This is a genomic window from Nocardioides marmorisolisilvae (assembly GCF_003725775.1).
Taxonomy (GTDB): Bacteria; Actinomycetota; Actinomycetes; order Propionibacteriales; family Nocardioidaceae; genus Marmoricola; species Marmoricola marmorisolisilvae.
This window is the reverse complement of record NZ_RJSG01000002.1, coordinates 2,109,284-2,127,433: the sequence shown is the minus strand read 5'-3', so window position 1 is coordinate 2,127,433 and position 18,150 is coordinate 2,109,284. Positions and strand designations below refer to the sequence as shown.

General features: G+C 71.0%; 19 protein-coding genes. 12 read left to right on the top strand and 7 right to left on the bottom strand.

All coding sequences use genetic code 11. The features are described from left to right. Positions 1-64 precede the first annotated feature (64 nt). The 5 genes from EFL95_RS14360 to EFL95_RS14340 are packed head-to-tail and all read left to right on the top strand — an operon-like array spanning position 65 to position 4,170. Complete coding sequence (locus EFL95_RS14360; protein WP_123234592.1) at positions 65-520, top strand: Zn-ribbon domain-containing OB-fold protein; 456 nt, start codon at positions 65-67, stop codon at positions 518-520. Next, positions 517-1,719, top strand: coding sequence for a lipid-transfer protein (locus tag EFL95_RS14355; RefSeq protein WP_123234591.1), 1,203 nt, complete (start codon positions 517-519; stop codon positions 1,717-1,719). The genes EFL95_RS14360 and EFL95_RS14355 overlap by 4 nt, the downstream gene beginning before the upstream one ends. A gap of 32 nt (positions 1,720-1,751) precedes the next feature. Continuing rightward, entirely contained in the window at positions 1,752-2,237 is a 486-nt protein-coding gene (locus tag EFL95_RS14350) for a hypothetical protein (RefSeq protein ID WP_123234590.1), read from the top strand. A gap of 18 nt (positions 2,238-2,255) precedes the next feature. Beyond that, positions 2,256-3,764 (top strand): YncE family protein, encoded by a 1,509-nt coding sequence (locus EFL95_RS14345; RefSeq protein ID WP_183407164.1) that lies wholly within the window; start codon positions 2,256-2,258, stop codon positions 3,762-3,764. Between the two features lie 43 nt (positions 3,765-3,807). After that, positions 3,808-4,170 (top strand): hypothetical protein, encoded by a 363-nt coding sequence (locus EFL95_RS14340; RefSeq protein ID WP_123234589.1) that lies wholly within the window; start codon positions 3,808-3,810, stop codon positions 4,168-4,170. A 12-nt stretch (positions 4,171-4,182) separates the two neighbouring features. Here EFL95_RS14340 and EFL95_RS14335 read toward each other — a convergent pair whose 3' ends face one another. Then, a complete protein-coding gene (locus EFL95_RS14335; RefSeq protein WP_246004954.1) occupies positions 4,183-4,581 on the bottom strand; it encodes a YchJ family protein in 399 nt (132 codons plus the stop codon). A 70-nt stretch (positions 4,582-4,651) separates the two neighbouring features. Here EFL95_RS14335 and EFL95_RS14330 point away from each other — a divergent pair, with 70 nt between their 5' ends. Further along, on the top strand, positions 4,652-6,070 hold the full coding sequence (locus EFL95_RS14330) for a magnesium chelatase ATPase subunit I (RefSeq protein ID WP_425463961.1): 1,419 nt from the start codon (positions 4,652-4,654) through the stop codon (positions 6,068-6,070). Continuing rightward, entirely contained in the window at positions 6,060-8,087 is a 2,028-nt protein-coding gene (locus EFL95_RS14325; protein WP_123234588.1) for a vWA domain-containing protein, read from the top strand. Before EFL95_RS14330 ends, EFL95_RS14325 begins: the two co-directional genes overlap by 11 nt. On the opposite strand, the gene EFL95_RS14320 is transcribed toward EFL95_RS14325, so the two are convergent. Together EFL95_RS14320 and EFL95_RS14315 are read right to left on the bottom strand one after the other, a co-directional pair. Continuing rightward, the gene (locus EFL95_RS14320; RefSeq protein WP_123234587.1) at positions 8,084-8,476 is read right to left on the bottom strand and encodes a nuclear transport factor 2 family protein; all 393 of its coding nucleotides are present in this window, start codon (positions 8,474-8,476) and stop codon (positions 8,084-8,086) included. The genes EFL95_RS14325 and EFL95_RS14320 overlap by 4 nt on opposite strands. Continuing rightward, the gene (locus EFL95_RS14315) at positions 8,473-9,963 is read right to left on the bottom strand and encodes an MXAN_6640 family putative metalloprotease (protein ID WP_123234586.1); all 1,491 of its coding nucleotides are present in this window, start codon (positions 9,961-9,963) and stop codon (positions 8,473-8,475) included. Before EFL95_RS14315 ends, EFL95_RS14320 begins: the two co-directional genes overlap by 4 nt. An 85-nt stretch (positions 9,964-10,048) precedes the next feature. On the opposite strand from EFL95_RS14315, the gene EFL95_RS14310 reads away from it, so the two are divergent. From EFL95_RS14310 to EFL95_RS14295, 4 genes are read left to right on the top strand one after another with little or no spacing between them, the layout of a single operon-like run. Then, on the top strand, positions 10,049-11,308 hold the full coding sequence (locus EFL95_RS14310; protein ID WP_123234585.1) for a DUF445 domain-containing protein: 1,260 nt from the start codon (positions 10,049-10,051) through the stop codon (positions 11,306-11,308). Then, positions 11,309-11,539, top strand: coding sequence for an RNA-binding S4 domain-containing protein (locus EFL95_RS14305; RefSeq protein WP_123234584.1), 231 nt, complete (start codon positions 11,309-11,311; stop codon positions 11,537-11,539). A gap of 10 nt (positions 11,540-11,549) precedes the next feature. Next, complete coding sequence (locus tag EFL95_RS14300) at positions 11,550-11,981, top strand: CBS domain-containing protein (RefSeq protein WP_123234583.1); 432 nt, start codon at positions 11,550-11,552, stop codon at positions 11,979-11,981. A 28-nt stretch (positions 11,982-12,009) separates the two neighbouring features. Continuing rightward, positions 12,010-12,381 (top strand): FKBP-type peptidyl-prolyl cis-trans isomerase, encoded by a 372-nt coding sequence (locus tag EFL95_RS14295; RefSeq protein WP_123234582.1) that lies wholly within the window; start codon positions 12,010-12,012, stop codon positions 12,379-12,381. A gap of 3 nt (positions 12,382-12,384) precedes the next feature. Here EFL95_RS14295 and hisN read toward each other — a convergent pair whose 3' ends face one another. Genes hisN through EFL95_RS14275 form a run of 4 tightly spaced genes read right to left on the bottom strand, consistent with a single transcriptional unit; the run spans position 12,385 to position 17,190 of the window. Next, on the bottom strand, positions 12,385-13,263 hold the full coding sequence (gene hisN, locus EFL95_RS14290; RefSeq protein WP_123234581.1) for a histidinol-phosphatase: 879 nt from the start codon (positions 13,261-13,263) through the stop codon (positions 12,385-12,387). A 43-nt stretch (positions 13,264-13,306) separates the two neighbouring features. After that, positions 13,307-14,314: a ribosome small subunit-dependent GTPase A gene (rsgA, locus tag EFL95_RS14285; RefSeq protein ID WP_123234580.1), complete on the bottom strand. Its 1,008-nt coding sequence runs from the start codon at positions 14,312-14,314 to the stop codon at positions 13,307-13,309. Beyond that, entirely contained in the window at positions 14,311-15,603 is a 1,293-nt protein-coding gene (gene aroA / locus EFL95_RS14280) for a 3-phosphoshikimate 1-carboxyvinyltransferase (RefSeq protein WP_123234579.1), read from the bottom strand. Before aroA ends, rsgA begins: the two co-directional genes overlap by 4 nt. A 9-nt stretch (positions 15,604-15,612) precedes the next feature. Further along, the gene (locus tag EFL95_RS14275) at positions 15,613-17,190 is read right to left on the bottom strand and encodes a sigma-70 family RNA polymerase sigma factor (RefSeq protein WP_123234578.1); all 1,578 of its coding nucleotides are present in this window, start codon (positions 17,188-17,190) and stop codon (positions 15,613-15,615) included. Between the two features lie 212 nt (positions 17,191-17,402). On the opposite strand from EFL95_RS14275, the gene EFL95_RS14270 reads away from it, so the two are divergent. Continuing rightward, positions 17,403-18,143, top strand: coding sequence for a hypothetical protein (locus EFL95_RS14270; protein WP_148045060.1), 741 nt, complete (start codon positions 17,403-17,405; stop codon positions 18,141-18,143). The last annotated feature ends 7 nt before the right edge of the window (positions 18,144-18,150 follow it).

The window sequence follows — 18,150 nt, the reverse complement described above, 5'->3', positions numbered from 1 at the left end:
AGTTTCGACAGGCTCAACCCAAGAGTTTCGACAGGCTCAACTACCACTACGCCCGGGAGGGTCCTTGACCGCGACTCCGGCCATCGACGGCTGGTTCACCACCGGCGACGCGCCCGCGCTGCTCGGCTCGAAGTGCACCACCTGCGGCACCGTCTTCTTCCCGAAGACGACCGGCTTCTGCAAGAACCCGGCCTGCTCCGGCGAGGAATTCACGGAGACCGAGCTCTCCCGCCGCGGTCGGGTGTGGTCCTACACCGACGCGCAGTACCAGCCGCCGGCGCCGTACATCCCGGCGAGCGACCCCTACGTCCCGTTCGCCCTGGCCGCCGTCGAGATCCCCGAGGGCCTGGTCGTGCTCGGCCAACTGGCCGCGGGCTTCGGCGTCGCGGACATCAAGGTCGGGGACGAGGTCGAGCTGGTGGTGGAGACCTCCTACGTCGACGAGACCGGCGAGCGTTCGATCTGGAAGTGGCGCCCCGTGTCGGTCGAGCCTGTCGAGACCACGGGAGGTGCGCAGTGAGCCGGGACGTCGCCATCGCGGGGGTGGGCATGCACCCCTGGGGCAAGTGGGGCAAGAACTTCGTCGAGTACGGCGTCGTCGCCGCCCGGGCGGCGCTGGCCGACGCCGGCATCCCGTGGCCCGACGTCGACCTGATCGTGGGCGGCGAGACCGTCCGCAACGGCTACGGCGGCTACGTCGCCGGCGCCACCTTCGCCCAGGCGCTGGGCTGGAACGGCGCTCGCGTCGCGACCAGCTACGCCGCCTGCGCCACCGGCGCCCAGGCGCTCGACACCGCCCGCGCCCGGATCCTCGCCGGGATGTCCGAGGTGGCCCTGGTGGTCGGCGCGGACACCACGCCGAAGGGCTTCCTGGCCCCGAACGCCGGCGAGCGCTGGGACGACCCGGACTGGCTGCGCTTCCGCCTGCTCGGGATGACCAACCCGGCCTACTTCGCGCTCTACGCCCGCCGCCGGATGGACCTGTACGGCGCCACCAGCGAGGACTTCGCCCAGGTGAAGGTGAAGAACGCCAAGCACGGTCTGAGCAACCCGAACGCGCGCTACCGCAAGGAGGTCGCGGCCCACGAGGTGCTCGAGTCGGCGATCGTCGCCGACCCGCTGCACCTGCTCGACATCTGCGCCACCTCCGACGGCGCTGCCGCCGTGGTGCTGTGCTCGGTGGAGTACGCCCAGAAGCTGGCTCAGAAGCACGGTTCCGGAGACTTGGTGCGGATCAAGGCGATCTCGACGGTCACGCCGACCTTCCCGAACACGATCATCGACATGCCGCTGATGTCGACGGACTCCTCGGCAGTGGCCGGGGTTCCCGAGCGCACCTTCAAGGAGTCGATCGGCGACGCGGCGTACGAGGAGGCCGGGATCAGCCCCGAGGACGTCGACGTGGCCGAGGTCTACGACCTGTCCACGGCGCTCGAGCTCGACTGGATCGAGGACCTCTCGCTGTGCAAGCGCGGCGAGGCCGAGCAGCTGCTGCGGAGCGGCGACACCACGATCGGCGGCCGGATCCCGGTCAACCCGTCCGGCGGCCTGGCCTGCTTCGGCGAGGCCGTCCCGGCCCAGGCGCTGGCGCAGGTGTGCGAGCTGACCTGGCAGCTGCGCGGTCAGGCCGAGGGCCGTCAGGTCGAGGGGGCACGGGTCGGCATCACCGCCAACCAGGGCCTGTTCGGGCACGGCTCCTCGGTGATCGTCGCCCGCTGAGGCTGGTGCTCCGGCCCGGTTATCGTGGAACGGTGATCCGGCGCGCTGTGCTCGCAGCCGTGCTCGCGCTGCTCGTCCTGGGCGCGAGCACGACGTTCGCGACCGCTGACGACGCACCGCCGACGCCGCCCGCGTTCACGCCACCGCCGATCCCGACCCCGTCCGACGGAGCCTCCAGCGGGCCGACGTACGTGATCACCCCGGGGGTCGGGGGCTCGGAGCTGCCGACGCCGAGCGACCCCAAGGACGTCGCGAAGGCGAAGCAGGCCGACCAGGCCCAGCACCACGCCGGGACCGGCAAGCACGGCAGCGCCGATCCGGGGACCGAGGAGCCCGGGCGGGCGAGCGGCGAGACCGCCGGTCCGCAGACGCCGCTCGCGCACCCCACGTCGGCCGACAAGGTCACCCCGGTCCTGCGGGGATTCGCGGCATTGGTCGCGATGGTCGTGCTCTACGAGATCACCGCGGTGCGCCGCTCCGTCTTCCGGCGCCGCCGCGCGAGCGTGACCGCCGGCTGACCGGTTCGTTGACCCGGCATGCGCCGTACCGCTGCCGTGTCCCTGTTCGCCCTCTTCGCCGCGCTGCTCTTCAGCGATGTCGACCTGCACCGGAACAAGGCGGTCGCCGCGACGCCGCCGGACCTGCGCGACGTCATGCTGGTCGGCAACAACTGGGCCGGCACCGCGACGATCGTCGACTCGCACTCGCTGAAGCTGCTCAAGACCGGGATCAACTTCATCCCGGACAAGGCCCAGGAGATCGCCGACATCCGCAAGAACCCGGACCAGCTGGCGTACTACTACCTGATCCAGCAGGGGCCGGGCGAGGGTCACGACCAGTACGTCGACGACATGTTCACCACCAACGACGGCAAGTACGTCGCGGTGTCCCGGCCGAGCTTCGCCGACGTCGTCTGGATCGACCTGGCCAAGGCCGCCGCCGGTGACCCGAACAGCATCGTGCGCGAGCAGCAGATGGACGGCTACCGCACCGACCACATGGGCCTCTCGCCGGACGGCCGACGGCTGCTGGTCTCGGACTCCACCAAGAACCAGGTGATCGAGTACTCGATGGTCGACGAGACCGTCGGCCTGAAGCAGATCAAGATGGGCGACCGGCTGCGGACCTTCCCGTCGGGCGAGACCCCGCACGAGAACAACTACTCGCCGGACGGCTCGCTGATCTACCACGCCTCGATCGGCAAGGTGTACACGCCGGGCGACGAGACCAGCGTCGGGCCGGTCAAGATCGGCCCGCTGCACGACGCCCTCAAGGGCAACCGCTGGTACCAGATCGTCAACAACAGCGACTTCTCCATCAAGTACCGCTGGGACATGGGCAAGGAGCTCGCCGAGGCCGGCCACGACGGCATGAGCTCGGCGGTCCGGCCGATGGCGGTCGCGCCGGGCGGACGGTTCCTCTACTTCCAGGTGTCCTACTTCCACGGCATCGTCGAGTTCGACACCCAGGCGCCGGACCTCGACGGGAAGGTCACCTACACCGCAGGCGGGATCGCCGAGCCGCGCGTGGGCGCCGTGACCCGGTTGATCAACCTGCCGAACCGGGTCCCGGACATGCCGCTGGAGGACTACGTCAACGACTCGGCGCACCACGGGCTGTCGATCAACTCGGCCGGCACCACGCTCTGCGCCGCCGGCACGATGGACGACTACGCCGCACTGGTCGACCGGGCCACCGGGACCTACACGATCCTCGACAAGGCCACCACCGGGCACGACTACCTGAAGCCGTACTGGACGACCGAGGGTCTCGACGACACCTGCTGGATCTCGCTGAGCGACTCCGACGCGGTCGCGGTCATCGATTTCGCCACCGGCGCCGAACGAGCGTTCCTGCCGGTCGGTGACCACCCGCAGCGGGTGCGCCACGGGTACGTGCCGAACGCCGTGGTGAACAGCTGGGACCCGGTGGTCCCCGGACCGATCGGCGGCCCCAACGGCGGCAGCCACGGTCTGGTGAACACGGTGGCCTCGCTGGTCGGCGTGGTGCTCACGCTGCTCAGCCCCCTCGTTCCGATACGGTGATCCGGACGCGGATCCGCCCTGGTCCGCGTGAACGAGGAGACCGATGAGGCCAGCAGCGACCCGTGCAGCGACGGCGCTGCTGGCGACCACCCTCGCCCTCGGGCTGGGCGGGTGCCGGGACATCCCGAAGTCGGCCACGGTGAAGGACTTCTGCTCCGCGGGGGAGAAGTTCTCCGCGTCGACGACCTTCAAGCAGGGCGTCTCCGCGGCCAAGAAGCTGGCCGACACCGGGACGCCGAAGGGGATCCCGCAGGCCGCTCGCGACGGGTTCGTCCAGCTGATCGACCGGGTGCTCGACGCCAAGAACGGGCAGGACTTCATCAAGAAGTCCAAGAAGCTCAACACCAGCGAGCAGAAGAACCTGAAGGCGCTGGACGCCTACATCAAGAAGACCTGCACCGCCTGACGCAGGCTGCGCCTAGCCGAGGCGTGGCGAGGTGCCGTCGACGTACAGCCAGCGCCCGCCGCGCTGCTCGAACGTGCTGCGCTCGTGCAGCAGGCCGTGCTTGCCCTGCCACCGCCAGTGCGCCCGGAACTCCACCACGCCGGTGCCGTCGCCGGGCTCCTCGACGTCGAGGACCTCGAGGCCGGTCCACTCCAGGCCCGGCTCCGGCGCGACCTGCTCGGGCCGGGTGCGCGGGTGCCAGGTGCGGAACAGGTGGTCCTCGTCGCCCACCACGAAGGCGGAGTAGCGCGAGCGCATCAGCTGCTCGACCCCGGTCGCCTGGCTCTCGTTGCGGACCAGCGGTCCGCAGCAGGCGTCGTACGCCGAACCGGACCCGCACGGGCAGGCCTGGTTCGCCGACATGGTGGACATGCGGGTCACGCTATCCGGTTCGCTCCCGGGAACGACCGCGCCGTCACGGGCCACTGAGTAGCCTGCAGAGGTGACCCCTTCGCACCTCGTGCCCTCCGCCCCTGCCCCCTCGATCGCTACCGTCGGCGCCCTGCGTGCCTCCGGCCACGTCCAGCGCTCGCTGCGCGCCGAGCTGCGGGAGAACCTGCTGGCCGCCCTCGCCGAGGGTCGGGACCCGTGGCCGGGGCTGCACGGCTTCGAGTCCACCGTGATCCCGCAGGTCGAGCGGGCGCTGCTGGCCGGCCACGACATCGTGCTGCTCGGCGAGCGCGGCCAGGGCAAGACCCGGTTGCTGCGCAGCCTGGTCGGGCTGCTCGACGAGTGGACCCCGGTGATCTCCGGCTCCGAGCTGGGCGAGCACCCCTACGAGCCGGTCACCCACGCATCGCAGCGCGCGGTCGCCGAGTACGGCGACGACCTGCGGATCTCCTGGAAGCACCGCGACGAGCGCTACTCCGAGAAGCTGGCCACCCCGGACACGAGCGTGGCCGACCTGATCGGCGACGTCGACCCGATGAAGGTGGCCGAGGGCCGTTCCCTCGGAGACCCGGAGACGATCCACTTCGGCCTGATCCCGCGCAGCCACCGCGGCATCGTCGCCATCAACGAGCTGCCCGACCTCGCCGAGCGGATCCAGGTCGCGATGCTCAACGTGATGGAGGAGCGCGACATCCAGATCCGCGGCTACGTGCTGCGGCTGCCGCTGGACGTGCTCGTGGTCGCCAGCGCGAACCCGGAGGACTACACCAACCGCGGACGCATCATCACCCCGCTCAAGGACCGGTTCGGCGCCGAGATCCGGACGCACTACCCGCTGCGGATCGAGGACGAGATCGCGGTCATCCGGCAGGAGGCGCACCTGGTCGCCGACGTCCCGGACCACCTGGTCGAGATCCTGGCCCGGTTCACCCGCAACCTGCGCGGCAGCCAGTCGGTCGACCAGCGTTCCGGGGTCAGCGCCCGCTTCGCGATCGCCGGTGCCGAGACGATCGCCGCGGCGGCGCTGCACCGCGCGACCGCCCAGGGCGAGGACGAGGCCGTCGCCCGCGTCGTGGACCTGCAGACCGCAGTCGACGTGCTCGGGGGCAAGATCGAGTTCGAGACCGGTGAGGAGGGGCGCGAGGAGGAGATCCTCACGCACCTGCTGCGGACCGCGACCGCCGAGGTGGTGCGCGACCGCCTGGCCGGCATCGACCTCGGCCTGCTCGTCGAGGCGCTCGACATCGAGGGCCGCTCGGTGGTCACCGGGGAGCAGGTGACCGCACGGGACTTCCTGGCCGGGCTGCCGCCGCTCGGGGAGTCCGAGCTGTACGACGACGTCTGCGCCCGCCTGGACGCGACCACCGACGGCACCCGCGCCGGTGCCATCGAGCTCGCGCTGGAGGGCCTCTACCTGGCCCGCAAGGTCGGCAAGGACTCCGAGGACGGGGAGACCACCTATGGCGGGTGACCGGCACCGGTCGTCGTACCGCCGCTACGCGGGCGGTGACCCGCTCGCGCCCCCGGTCGACCTGTCCGAGGCGCTGGCGCACATCGGCGAGGACGTGATGGCCGGTTACTCGCCCGAGCGCGCGATGCAGGAGTTCCTGCGCCGCGGCGGCCAGGACCAGCGCGGGCTCGACGAGCTGGCCCGGGAGGTCGCCCGCAAGCGCCAGGAGCTGCTCCAGCGGCACAGCCTCGACGGCACCATGAACGAGGTCCGCCAGCTGCTCGACCAGGCCGTTCTGGAGGAGCGCAAGCAGCTCGCCCGGGACGCCATGATGGACGACTCCGACCGCGCCTTCCGCGAGCTCCAGCTCGAGAACCTTCCGTCGTCGACCGCTGCCGCGGTCTCCGAGCTCAACGACTACGACTGGCAGAGCCCCGAGGCGCGCGCGGACTTCGAGAAGATCAAGGACCTGCTCGGCCGGGAGATGCTCGACCAACGCTTCAAGGGCATGAAGCAGGCGCTGGAGGGTGCCACCGAGGAGGACCGCGCCGCGGTCAACGAGATGCTCGGCGACCTCAACGAGCTGCTCGAGAAGCGCCGCCAGGGCGTTGACGCGGAGCAGGACTTCGCCGACTTCATGGACAAGCATGGCGACTTCTTCCCGGAGAACCCGCAGAACCTCGACGAGCTGATGGACGCGCTGGCCCAGCGCGCCGCCGCTGCCCAGCGGATGCTCAACTCGATGACGCCCGAGCAACGCCAGGAGCTGATGGAGCTCTCCGCGCAGGCCTTCGGATCACCGGAGCTGATGGAGGGCCTGAACCGCCTCGACTCCAACCTCCAGGCGCTGCGCCCCGGGGAGGACTGGTCCGGCTCCGAGCAGTTCGGGGGCGAGGAGGGCCTCGGCCTCGGCGACGGCACGGGCGCCTTCCAGGACCTCGCTGAGCTCGACGCGCTCTCCGAGCAGCTCTCCCAGTCCTACGGCGGCGCCCGGATGGACGACGTCGACCTGGACATGCTGGCCCGCCAGCTCGGCGAGCAGGCGGCGGTCGACGCGAAGACGCTGGCCGAGCTGGAGAAGGCGCTGCGTGAGTCCGGCTACCTCAAGCGCACCTCGGACGGGACGCTGCGGCTCTCGCCGAAGGCGATGCGCCAGCTGGGCAAGGCGCTGCTGCGCGACGTGGCCACCCGGATGTCGAACCGCCAGGGGCAGCGCGAGCACCGCAACGCCGGTGCGGCGGGGGACCGGACCGGCGCCAGCCGGGAGTGGGCCTTCGGCGACACCGAGCCCTGGGACATCCCGCGCACGGTGCTGAACGCGGTGCAGCGGACCGCGGGTGACGGTGGCGAGCTGCGCCTGACGGTGCAGGACATCGAGGTGATCGAGACCGAGGCGCGCACCCAGGCGGCCGTGGCGCTGCTGGTCGACACCTCGTACTCGATGATCCTGGACGGTCGCTGGGTGCCGATGAAGCGCACCGCGCTGGCACTGCACCAGCTGATCAGCAGTCGGTTCCGCGGCGATGCGCTGGAGCTGATCGGCTTCGGCCGGCACGCCGAGGTGATGGAGATCGAGCAGTTGACCGCGCTGGACCGGATGCCCGCCAAGGGCACCAACCTGCACCACGCCCTGCTGCTCGCGAACCGGCACTTCCGAAAGCACCCGAACGCGCAGCCGGTGCTGCTGATCGTCACCGACGGCGAGCCGACCTCGCACCTCGAGCCGGACGGGCAGCTCTACTTCTCCTACCCGCCGCACCCGCTGACGATCGCCAACAGCGTCCGCGAGCTCGACAACTCCGGCCGGCTCGGCGCGCAGGTGACCTTCTTCCGGCTCGGTGACGACCCGGGCCTGGCCCGGTTCATCGACCAGATGGCCAAGCGCGTCGACGGCAAGGTCGTCGCCCCGGAGCTCGACGACCTCGGCGCGGCCGTCGTCGGCAGCTACCTGGGCTCGCGCGGACCCGGGCGGTCCACCGGCTACGAGGACCCCTGGGGCGGCTGGTACGGCGGCAGCCGCGGGTTCTGGGTGGGCTAGCCGCCGAAGAGCTGCTGAGCCATCGCCTCGATCACGGCCTCCAGGCCGCGGATCGGGCGCACCATCACCGTGAACGAGACGATCGTGCCGTCGTCGTCCCAGGTGATCATGTCGATCCCCTCGATCTCCTTGCCGCCGACGACGGCGGTGAAGCGCAGCACCGCGTCGTTCTCGCGGGTCCAGGTGTCGTGGTAGGTCAGCGTCGGACCGAGCACGACCAGCGCCGCGCTGAGGTACGCCACGACCGTGTCGCGACCCTCCTGCGGCGCGTGCACGGCCGGGGAGCTGAAGACCGCGTCCTCGGCGATCATCCCGGCCAGCACACCGGCGTCACGGCTCGCGACGACCTCGTGCCAGCGGGCCAGGCCGAGCTCGGCGCCGGTGCTCACGGAAGCGCGACCTTGGCCCGGAAGCTGAACTTCTGGTTGTCCGAGGTGACGGTCACGTTCGCCAGGGTCACCCGCACCGAGCTGATGGTCTTGCCGGAGAAGTAGAGCGTCCGGGACCCGGCACCGCCCGAGTTCAGCGAGAGCGTCTCGTAGATCGTGGTGCCGTTCGTCTTCCGCACCTGGATCCGGACCTGGCCCACGTAGCTGCTCGGCGCACTGGCGGTGATCGTCAGGCGCGCCTTGGACGGCAGCGCGGAGCTCGGGATCAGCGTCACGTTCGCGCTCGAGAGGTGGTCCAGGCTGATGCTCTGGCTGCCCGTGTCGCGCTTGGAGTTGCCGAGGCCGGCGCTGCCCCAGGCGACGGGCTTCGGGAACAGCCTGCGGTCGGCGTACGAGCCGGACGGCAGGGTGTTCCAGACCGAGAAGCGGGCGAACGCCTGGGCGAAGCTGATGTGCTCGAGCCGGAGCACCGCGATGGTCGCCTGGATGGCGTTCTTGGTGCCGCGGGAGACCGAGGCCGCGTCCCAGATCCGGCGGATGATGTCGACGGAGTGGTAGCCCTCGCTGAGGTACTTCCAGAAGATCACCGCGCCGTAGCGCTCGAAGTCACCGGTGGTGTCGATCGGCACCTCGGACTGGGTGATCTGGCTGTAGTTGAGGTACTGGAGGTAGTCGTTGATGTCCGGGTAGACCTGGTCCTCCATCCAGACCGCGGTGCCCTCCAGGAACCAGGTGCTGTCGTCCGCGTCGTAGGCGAACTGGATCGCGTGGAAGAACTCGTGGGCAGCCGTCACGCTGAGCGAGTTCGTCGGCCAGGCGTTGAACTGCGACTTGGCGAAGTCGTTGTCCAGCTCGCACCAGGCCGTGGAGGTCGCCGACGGGTCGTCGGTGGTGCAGAAGCCGTAGTAGCCGTTCTGGCCGATGTCGTCGAGGAAGACGTCGTACTTGCCGTCCTGGTCCTTCAACGGCTGGCGGTAGTTCAGGTGGCTGGTCTCGTAGTAGTAGACGTGCTCCAGGACGTTGATGGTCTTGGAGGCCCAGGCCGCGGTCGTGGCCGCGTCGCCGGTGGTCTGGTAGTGCAGGCAGAAGTGGGTGCTGGTCTTGACCTCCCACTCGATCGGGGTGCCGAGCAGGACCGGCTGCGAGGCCGCCTCGCAGGTCGGCGAGTCCGGGATCGGTCGGCTCGTCGCGATGTCGGCGCTCTGCTGGTCGGCCTTGGCCAGCGCGGGCCGGGCCTTCTGCAGCTGGTGGATCAGCAGGCCCAGGTCGCGGCGGGGCTGGGCGCCGGAGGCTCGGCGTGCGTTCGCCTTCCCCGGCGAGAGCGCCTGCTTGACCTGCGCGAGCAACTTCTCGGCCTGGGTGCGGGTGTACGGCGACTTCGGCTCCGCCGGGGAGGCCTGCGCCCCCGAGGTGGTGACCAGGATGCCGAGCAGGAGAAGGGCCGAGGCCAGGACCGCGATCAGGCGCGTCCGAGAGTTGATCTGCACCCCGGAAGCCTAGGTCACCGCTCCTGGGAACGCACACAATCCGGACGTTCCCCCGCGCGGCGCTTCCGGTAGCGTCCGGAGCGCGATGACCATCCCGATGATCCTCCCCGCCGGAGCCGCCGACGCCGAGCGTCGCCGGCGTCTGCGCCAGATGAAGTCCCTGGCGGTCGGGCTGCTCGTCTTCGCCGCCGCGGTCTACCTGCTGACCCTCAACCAGGACGGGTTCCTCGGCTACGTCAACGCCGGCGCCGAGGCCAGCATGGTCGGCGCGATGGCGGACTGGTTCGCGGTCACCGCGCTGTTCAAGCACCCGCTCGGACTGCCGATCCCGCACACCGCGCTGATCCCGCGGCGCAAGGACGACTTCGGCAAGAGCCTGGAGGACTTCGTCCAGGAGAACTTCCTCCAGGAGGAGATCATCCGCGACCGGCTCGGCGCCGCGCGGGTCTCAGCCCGGGTCGGGGAGTGGCTGAGCGATCCCGCCAACGCGGCCAAGGTCGTGGCCGAGGGTGCCTCGCTGGCCGCGGTCGGGCTGCGTCGGCTGCGCGACGAGGACGTCGAGGGCCTGGTCGCGGACGTGATCCTGCCGCGGCTGGTGACCGAGCCGATCTCGCCGATCGCCGGAAACCTGCTCGCCGAGGTGCTGCGCGACGACGCCCACCACGGCCTGGTCGACCTCGCGCTGGAGGAGGGCTACCACTGGCTGGTGCACAACCAGGAGACCTTCACCTCGGTCATCGGCGAGCGTGCGCCGCGCTGGGTGCCCGAACGGCTCAACGAGCTGGTCACCGACCGGGTGCACCTGGAGGCGGTCCACTGGGTCGCGGACATCCGCGCCGACCCGAACCACCGCGCCCGGGCCGCGCTGGACAGCCTGCTCGCCCAGCTGGCCCAGGACCTGCTGACCAACCCGCCGACCCAGGAGCGCGCCGAGCGTCTCAAGACCCGGCTGCTGGAGCACCCGCAGTTCCTGGCCGCCGGCATGTCGGTCTTCGACGCGCTCAAGCGAGCGCTGCTGGACGCCCTCGACGATTCCGCGGGCCCGCTGCGGGAGCGCGCGACGGCCGAGCTGGTGCGCTTCGGCGAGCGGATCGGGACCGACGAGGAGCTGCGCGACCGGCTGGACACGGTGGTCGCCGACGCGGCCGCCTTCGGCGTGCGCCGGTACGGCGGGGAGCTGACCGCCGTCATCACCCACACGGTCGCCCGGTGGGACGGCCGCGAGGCAGCAGCCCGGATCGAGCTCCAGGTCGGGCGCGACCTCCAGTTCATCCGGATCAACGGCACCATCGTCGGCGGTCTCGTCGGCGTCCTCATCCACGCGATCTCCCTGGCGGTGAACTGAATGGCTGAACCCGACCGGATCGTGGAGATCCGCGACGACGTGATCCGGCTCGGGCAGCTGCTCAAGCTGGCGGACTTCATCGACAACGGGAGCGAGGCGCGCGACGTGCTCGCCGAGGGCGTCGTGCTGGTCAACGGGGAGGTCGAGACCCGCCGCGGCCGCCAGCTGGTGCCGGGTGACTCGGTGACGGTCCGTGGCGAGACCGTTGGCATCTCCAGGCGCGGACACTAGCCTCGACGGCATGAGGATCAGCGAAGTTGTAGCCGGCAAGGCCAGCCAGGACATCGTCACGATCAAGCCGGAGGCGAGCGTCCGCGAGCTCGTCGCCCTGCTCGCGGAGCACAACATCGGCGCTGCGGTGGTCAGCGGCGACGGCTCCAGCGTGAGCGGGATCGTCTCCGAGCGCGACGTGGTCCGGCAGCTCAACGGCAACGATCAGGCACTGTCCGCAACCGTGGCCGACATCATGACCACCAACGTGCGCACCTGCGAGCCGAGCAGCTCGCTGGACGAGGTGCGCCGGGTCATGACCGAGGGCCGGTTCCGCCACCTCCCGGTGGTCGAGGACGGCCGCCTGGTCGGCGTGGTGAGCATCGGCGACATCGTCAAGAACCACATCGCCGAGGTCGAGTTCGAGCGCGATCAACTCGACAGCTACGTCCACCAGACGTAGGCGGTTCGGCCACGGCTAGGCTCGACCCATGAGTGAAAAGCCTGAGGTCGACTTCTACGACGGCCCGCCGCCCGCTGACCTGGAGATCACCGACCTGATCGTCGGGGACGGTGCCGAGGCGGTCGCCGGCCGGAACGTGTCCGTGCACTACGTCGGGGTCGCGCACTCCACCGGCGAGGAGTTCGACGCCTCCTACAACCGGGGCTCGGTGTTCCAGTTCCCGCTCGGCGGTGGCCGGGTCATCGCGGGCTGGGACCAGGGTGTGCAGGGCATGCGCGTCGGCGGTCGTCGCCAGCTCGTCATCCCGCCGCACCTGGGCTACGGGGACCGCGGCGCCGGCGGTGCGATCAAGCCGGGCGAGACCCTGATCTTCGTCGTCGACCTGCTCGGAGTGGGGTAACTCCTACTCGTCCGGGGAGGCCTCGGCCTGCCGGCGTCGCTCGGCCAGGTCGTGGACCGACCCGCCGCCGCGCTGGGCGTGCCGGGACTCGTCGTCGACGGTGCCCAGGAACGCCAGCGCCTGGTCGTGCAGCTTGCCGTTGCTGGCCAGCGCGTTGCCGCCGATCGGCCCGGGCTCGCCGTCGAGCGAGGTGAAGATCCCGCCGGCCTCGCGGACGATCACGTCCAGGGCGGCCATGTCGTAGAGCTCGAGCTCGGGCTCTGCGGCCAGGTCGACCGCACCTTCGGCGACGAGCATGTAGGACCAGAAGTCGCCGTAGGCGCGCGTGCGCCAGCAGCGCCGCGACAGGGCCAGGAAGTCGTCCAGCCGGTCGCGGTCCTCCCAGCCGCCGAGCGAGGCGTAGGACAGCGAGGCGTCCTCGATCCGGGAGACGTCGGAGACCTGGATCGCGGTGGCTCGCAGCAGCGAGGTCCCGGTCCAGGCGCCGCCGTCCTTCATCGCCCACCAGCGCCGGTTCAGGGCCGGGGCGGAGACGACGCCGACGACGACCTCGTCGTCGACCATCAGGGCGATCAGCGTCGCCCAGACCGGTACGCCGCGGACGAAGTTCTTGGTGCCGTCGATCGGGTCGATCACCCAGCGGCGCTGGCTGTGGCCGGCGCTGCCCTGCTCCTCACCGAGCACCGCGTCGCGCGAGCGGGCGCGCGACAGTGTCCTGCGGATGCCCTCCTCGACGGCCTGGTCGGCGTCGGTGACCGGGGTCAGGTCCGGCTTGGTCATCACGTGCAGGTCCAGCGCCTTGAACCGAGCCATGGTGAGCGCGTCCGCGTCGTCGGCGAGGACGTGGGCCAGCCGGAGGTCGTCGGTGTAGTCGAGGGCCATAGGTCGAACCCTAGTTGAGCGGTGTCCGGCCACCGGTCACCGATCAGTAGTCGGTGCTGTCCCGGCTCGCCAGCAGGCGGCGGAACGACTCCACCCGCTCGGCCTCATCGCCGGTCGCCTCGTTCAGCCCGCACTCCGGCTCGCCGTACCCGTGGGTGCATCCGCGCGGGCAGTCGGCGGTCAGCTCCTCGAGATCGCCGAACGCGTGGATCAGCCGGTCGGGGTCCACGTGGGCCAGGCCGAAGGACCGGATGCCCGGGGTGTCCACGATCCAGCCTGCGTTGCCGTCCGGTCCACCGGGCAGCGGCAGCATCAACGCGTTGGTCGAGGTGTGCCGACCGCGGCCGGTGACCGCGTTGACGTCGCCGGTCGAGCGCATGGCGTCCGGGACCAGCGCGTTGACGAGCGTCGACTTGCCGACGCCGCTGTGCCCGACCAGGACGCTGGTGCGCCCGGCCAGCCGCTCGCGGACCTCGCCCACGTCGGCCCCGCGGCGGGTGACGACGTACGGGACCCCGAGCGGGCGGTAGACCGCCAGCAGGTCGGCCGGGTCAGCCAGGTCGGACTTGGTCAGGCAGAGCAGCGGGTCCATGCCCGCGTCGTACGCCGCGACCAGGGCCCGGTCGATCAGGCGCGGGCGCGGTTCGGGGTCGGCCAGGGCGGCCACGATGACCAGCTGGTCGGCGTTCGCGACGATGACCCGCTCGACCGGGTCGGTGTCGTCCGCCGTACGGCGCAGCGTGGTGACGCGCTCGTCGACGACGACGATCCGCGCCAGCGTGCCGTCGTCGCCGGAGACGTCCCCGACCAGGCGCACGCGGTCCCCGACGACCACACCCTTGCGGCCCAGTGGCCGGGCTTTCATGGCGAGCACCTTGCTGCCGGCATCCGGTCCCTCGGAGAGCAGGCACGTCAACCGACCGCGGTCGACGGTGACCACGACGGCAGGTACGGCGTCGTCGTAGGTGGGGCGGTCCTTGGTGCGTGGGCGGGTACGACGGCGCGGCCGCTCGTAGGACTCGGGGTCGTGCTCGTCGTACCGGCCGGTCATCTGGGGAACAGCCCCGCCCAGACGTGCTCGAACCCGGGGAAGGTCTTCGAGGTCGTGGTGATGTCCTCGACCTGGACGTCGTCCACCGCGGAACCGACGATGACGCCGGCGTGCGCCATCCGGTGGTCGGCGTAGGTGCGGAAGACCCCGCCGTGCAGCGGTGCGGGCGCCAGCGACAGACCGTCGTCGTGCTCGGTGACCGCGGCGCCGAGTCCGGTCAGCTCGGTCGCGAGCGCGGCCAGCCGGTCGGTCTCGTGCCCGCGGATGTGCGCGATGCCGCGCAGGTGCGAGGGGGAGTCGGCCAGCGCGGCCAGGGCAGCGATCGCCGGGGCGAGCTCACCGACGTCGTGCAGGTCGGCGTCGATGCCGCTGATCGTTCCTGTCCCGGTGACGGTCAGGCCGTCCTCGTCCAGGATCACCTCGGCGCCCATCCGGGCCAGGATGTCGCGCAGCGCGTCACCGGCCTGGGTGGTGCTGCTCGGCCAGCCCGGCACGGTGACGCTGCCGCCGCTGGTCAGAGCCAGCATCAGGAACGGTGCGGCGTTCGAGAGGTCCGGCTCGATGGCGACGTCGCGGGCCGCGATCGGTCCCGGCGCGACCTGCCAGCGGTTCGCGTCGGAGTCGTCGACCTCGACGCCCCGGGCTCGCAGGCAGGCCACGGTCATCTCGATGTGGGGGAGCGAGGGCACCGGTTTGCCGTCGTGGCGCACGTCGATGCCCTCCTCGTACGCCGGGGCGGCGAGCAGCAGCGCGGAGACGAACTGGCTGGAGGCGGAGGCGTCGATCACCACGGTCCCGCCGCGGACCGCGCCGGTGCCGTGGACGGTGAAGGGGAGCCGGTCGCCGTCAGGACCGCCGACGTCCACGCCGAGGGAGCGCAGCGCGGTGAGCACCTCGCCCATCGGTCGGGTGCGGGCGTGCGGGTCGCCGTCGAAGGCGACGTCCGCCGCGCACAGGGCGGCGACCGGCGGGACGAACCGCATCACGGTGCCGGCCAACCCGCAGTCGACGGCGGCGGGGACCGCCTGGCCACCGATGATCCCGGGGCGCACCGCCCAGTCGGCCCCGGAGGTGTCGACCGGCGATCCCAGGGTGGTCAACGCCGCAGCCATCAGCTCGGTGTCGCGCGAGCGCAGCGCCCGGCGCACCTCGCCGGGGCCGTTGGCCAGGGCGGCGAGCACCAGCTCACGGTTGGTCAGCGACTTCGAGCCGGGGAGCTCGACGCGGGCTCGGACCGGTTCGAGGGCGCGCGGAGCCGACCAGAGCTCGGTCTCGGCAGCGCGGTCCACCCGCGAAGGCTATCCAGATTTCGCGGTGTGGTTGAACGCGAGCAGGCCGAGCAGGACGCTGGCGGTGTTGTTGCGCGGCGACGGGTCGGTGACGTTGGTCGGGCCGGAGACGGTGGCCGAGGTGGAGACCGGGACGCCCATCATCTTGAAGACGAGCGGCGGCATGTTCTTCCAGATCGGGCAGGTGGTGGTTGCCCCGTCGACGGTGCACCCGGTGCCGAGCTGCTCGAGCGTCGCGCCGAGCGTCTGGATGGTGAGCGTGCCCTTCATCCCGTCCGGAACACCGTCGGTGACCGCAGTCAGGTTGCCGATGGTGCCCGCGTCCTTGGCGCCGAGCAGCCCGAGCTTCGCCTGGAAGGAGAGGTCGACGCTGACGTCCGCGCTGGTCGGCGGCGGGGTGACCGGGGGCTGCGTCGGCGGCGGGGTGAACGGCGGCTGCGTCGGCGACTTCGTCGGCTCGCTGGTCGGCGTCGGCGTCGGCGGGTGGAACACGACCGGCGTGGTGCCGCCGCCGGTGTTGTTCTGCTGCGGCGTCGGCGTCGGGGTCCGGGTGGGCTTCGGCGGCTGGGTGACCGGCGGCGGGGTGATCGAGGTCGAGATGCCCGGGGACGGCTCCACCTGCGGCGGGCGCTGGGTTCCGGAGTTGTTCGCGACCAGCACGGCGACGGTGGCGATGCCGGCGACACCGGCTGCGGCGCCGATGCCGACGGCGACCTTCGCGTTCGCAGCGACGGCCTCCTTGGCGGTGCCGAAGGCGGCGATCAGGCCGCCCCAGACGCCGCCCCACAGGCCGGCCGGAGCAGCAGCGCCGAGGTAGCCCATCGTCGCGGTGCCGAGGACCACCGGGCCGATGACGCCGGCCATCGAGGAGTTGACCTCAGAGAGCTCGAGGAACAGGGCGGTGCACTTGCGGCAGGAGCGCAGGTGCTCCTCGACCTTGGCGGAGTCACGACGCGACAGGCCCTTGCGCACGTAGGCGCCGAGGCGGTCGTGCACCCACTGGCACTCGGAGTCGGCGATGTCTGCGGAGTGCATCTGCAGGTAGGCCTGGCGCAGGCCCTCGCGCGCCCGGTAGGCCAGCGCGGAGACGGAGTTGGGGGTCATGCCCAGCAGCGGCGCGACCTCGGCTGGCTTCTGGCCCTCGACCTCGAGGTGCCACAGCACCAGCTGCCAGCGCTCGGGCAGGCTCGCGTAGGCGCGCGCCGCGGCGCCGCCCTCGAAGCCGGAGAGCACCGTGTCGTTGAACGGCTCGCCCTGGTCGTACGGGGAGAGGTCGTCGGTCGGCATCGCGCGGTTGGTGGCGCGGATCTTGTCGACGTGGAGTCTGCGGACCGCGGTGAGCAGGTACGCGCGGAACGCGACGTCCGGGCCGCCGCCGGCGAGCAGGACGTTGAGCACCTTCGCGAACGCCTCGGAGACGAGGTCGTCGGCATCCGAGTTCGAGACCAGCTGGCGGGCCAGCCGGGTGGCCGCCTCGCGGTGCCGGGCGAAGAGATCGCCGTACGCGGACACGTCACCGCCGCGAACCGCCGAGATGAGTTCGGCGTCGCTCAGCTCGCCTTGCGGCGCGTGCTCAAGAACGGTCATTTGTCTCTAAAACGGACGAAGGGGCAATTGGTTACAGCCATCATCCTGTCACGACGCGCTCGATACGTCCTGTTTCGCATTAATCAGGGTCCCGACGAAATATTCTCGTTTCGCGTCATAGAACCCCCACCCGAGCGTTTCGCAGGTGTGCTCGGTCGTCGGGGAGGATCGAGGACATCTGTAGGGAACAACGTGAGCCCGGAGGAATGGTGATGGGACTCTTCGCGACGATCGCGAACAGGAGCTCCGGCACCACCGGCGGCAAGAGCCAGGAGATGTCCGACAGCCTGCGGCAGAAGTTGCCCGCACGCTTCGAGGCAGTGGGGGAGGCTCTGGCTGCCGGCTCCGAGGCACACGCGGCCTGTGCAGTGGTGGGCCGGGACCTGGCGAGGGACGGCGTCGACCTGAGTGAGGCGTTGCACAGTCTCCGGTCCACCTTTGCACTGGTCGTCGGGCGCGAGCCCGACTTCGAGTCCACGCGGTCTCTGGGGATCGCGTGGAGCGACGAGACGCTCGGCTACCTGCACGAGGTCTCCTGCGAGAACCCGCTGACCGGCATGGCGACGCTGGCGCACCTGCGCGGGCGGCTGGCCGAGATCCAGCGGGGAGCAGAGGCACGGGGTACGGCGGCCGAGCCGGCGCACGCGCTGGTCGTCGTCGACGTCCCGCTACTCGCCGGAGCCACCGACCAGCTGGCCAGCTCGCTGGTGATGGCCCAGGTGGCCAGCCAGGTGCGGCTGGTGTTCGAGGGCGAGGAGACGATCGGTGAGGCCAGCCCTACGCGGCTGCTGGTCATCGCCGAGCGTGCCGACCTGGGCAACCGCGTCGGCACCCTGCGCGACCTGCTCGACGAGGTGACCCCGCCCGACAGCGTGGTGCGCCTGTGGATCGAGGGGCTGCCCGCCACCGCCGCGGCCACCTCGACCCTGCTCGACGAGCTCGCCCGCACCTGACAGTCGG

What these genes read in the sequence shown, in the direction of transcription:
- EFL95_RS14345 (WP_183407164.1), top strand. Translation starts at nt 2,256, where the DNA reads ATGCGCCGTACCGCTGCCGTGTCCCTGTTCGCCCTCTTCGCCGCGCTG.
- EFL95_RS14340 (WP_123234589.1), top strand. Translation starts at nt 3,808, where the DNA reads ATGAGGCCAGCAGCGACCCGTGCAGCGACGGCGCTGCTGGCGACCACC.
- EFL95_RS14335 (WP_246004954.1), bottom strand. Translation starts at nt 4,581, where the DNA reads ATGTCCACCATGTCGGCGAACCAGGCCTGCCCGTGCGGGTCCGGTTCG.
- EFL95_RS14325 (WP_123234588.1), top strand. Translation starts at nt 6,060, where the DNA reads ATGGCGGGTGACCGGCACCGGTCGTCGTACCGCCGCTACGCGGGCGGT.
- EFL95_RS14310 (WP_123234585.1), top strand. Translation starts at nt 10,049, where the DNA reads ATGACCATCCCGATGATCCTCCCCGCCGGAGCCGCCGACGCCGAGCGT.
- EFL95_RS14305 (WP_123234584.1), top strand. Translation starts at nt 11,309, where the DNA reads ATGGCTGAACCCGACCGGATCGTGGAGATCCGCGACGACGTGATCCGG.
- EFL95_RS14300 (WP_123234583.1), top strand. Translation starts at nt 11,550, where the DNA reads ATGAGGATCAGCGAAGTTGTAGCCGGCAAGGCCAGCCAGGACATCGTC.
- EFL95_RS14295 (WP_123234582.1), top strand. Translation starts at nt 12,010, where the DNA reads ATGAGTGAAAAGCCTGAGGTCGACTTCTACGACGGCCCGCCGCCCGCT.
- hisN (WP_123234581.1), bottom strand. Translation starts at nt 13,263, where the DNA reads ATGGCCCTCGACTACACCGACGACCTCCGGCTGGCCCACGTCCTCGCC.
- rsgA (WP_123234580.1), bottom strand. Translation starts at nt 14,314, where the DNA reads ATGACCGGCCGGTACGACGAGCACGACCCCGAGTCCTACGAGCGGCCG.
- EFL95_RS14275 (WP_123234578.1), bottom strand. Translation starts at nt 17,190, where the DNA reads ATGACCGTTCTTGAGCACGCGCCGCAAGGCGAGCTGAGCGACGCCGAA.
- EFL95_RS14270 (WP_148045060.1), top strand. Translation starts at nt 17,403, where the DNA reads ATGGGACTCTTCGCGACGATCGCGAACAGGAGCTCCGGCACCACCGGC.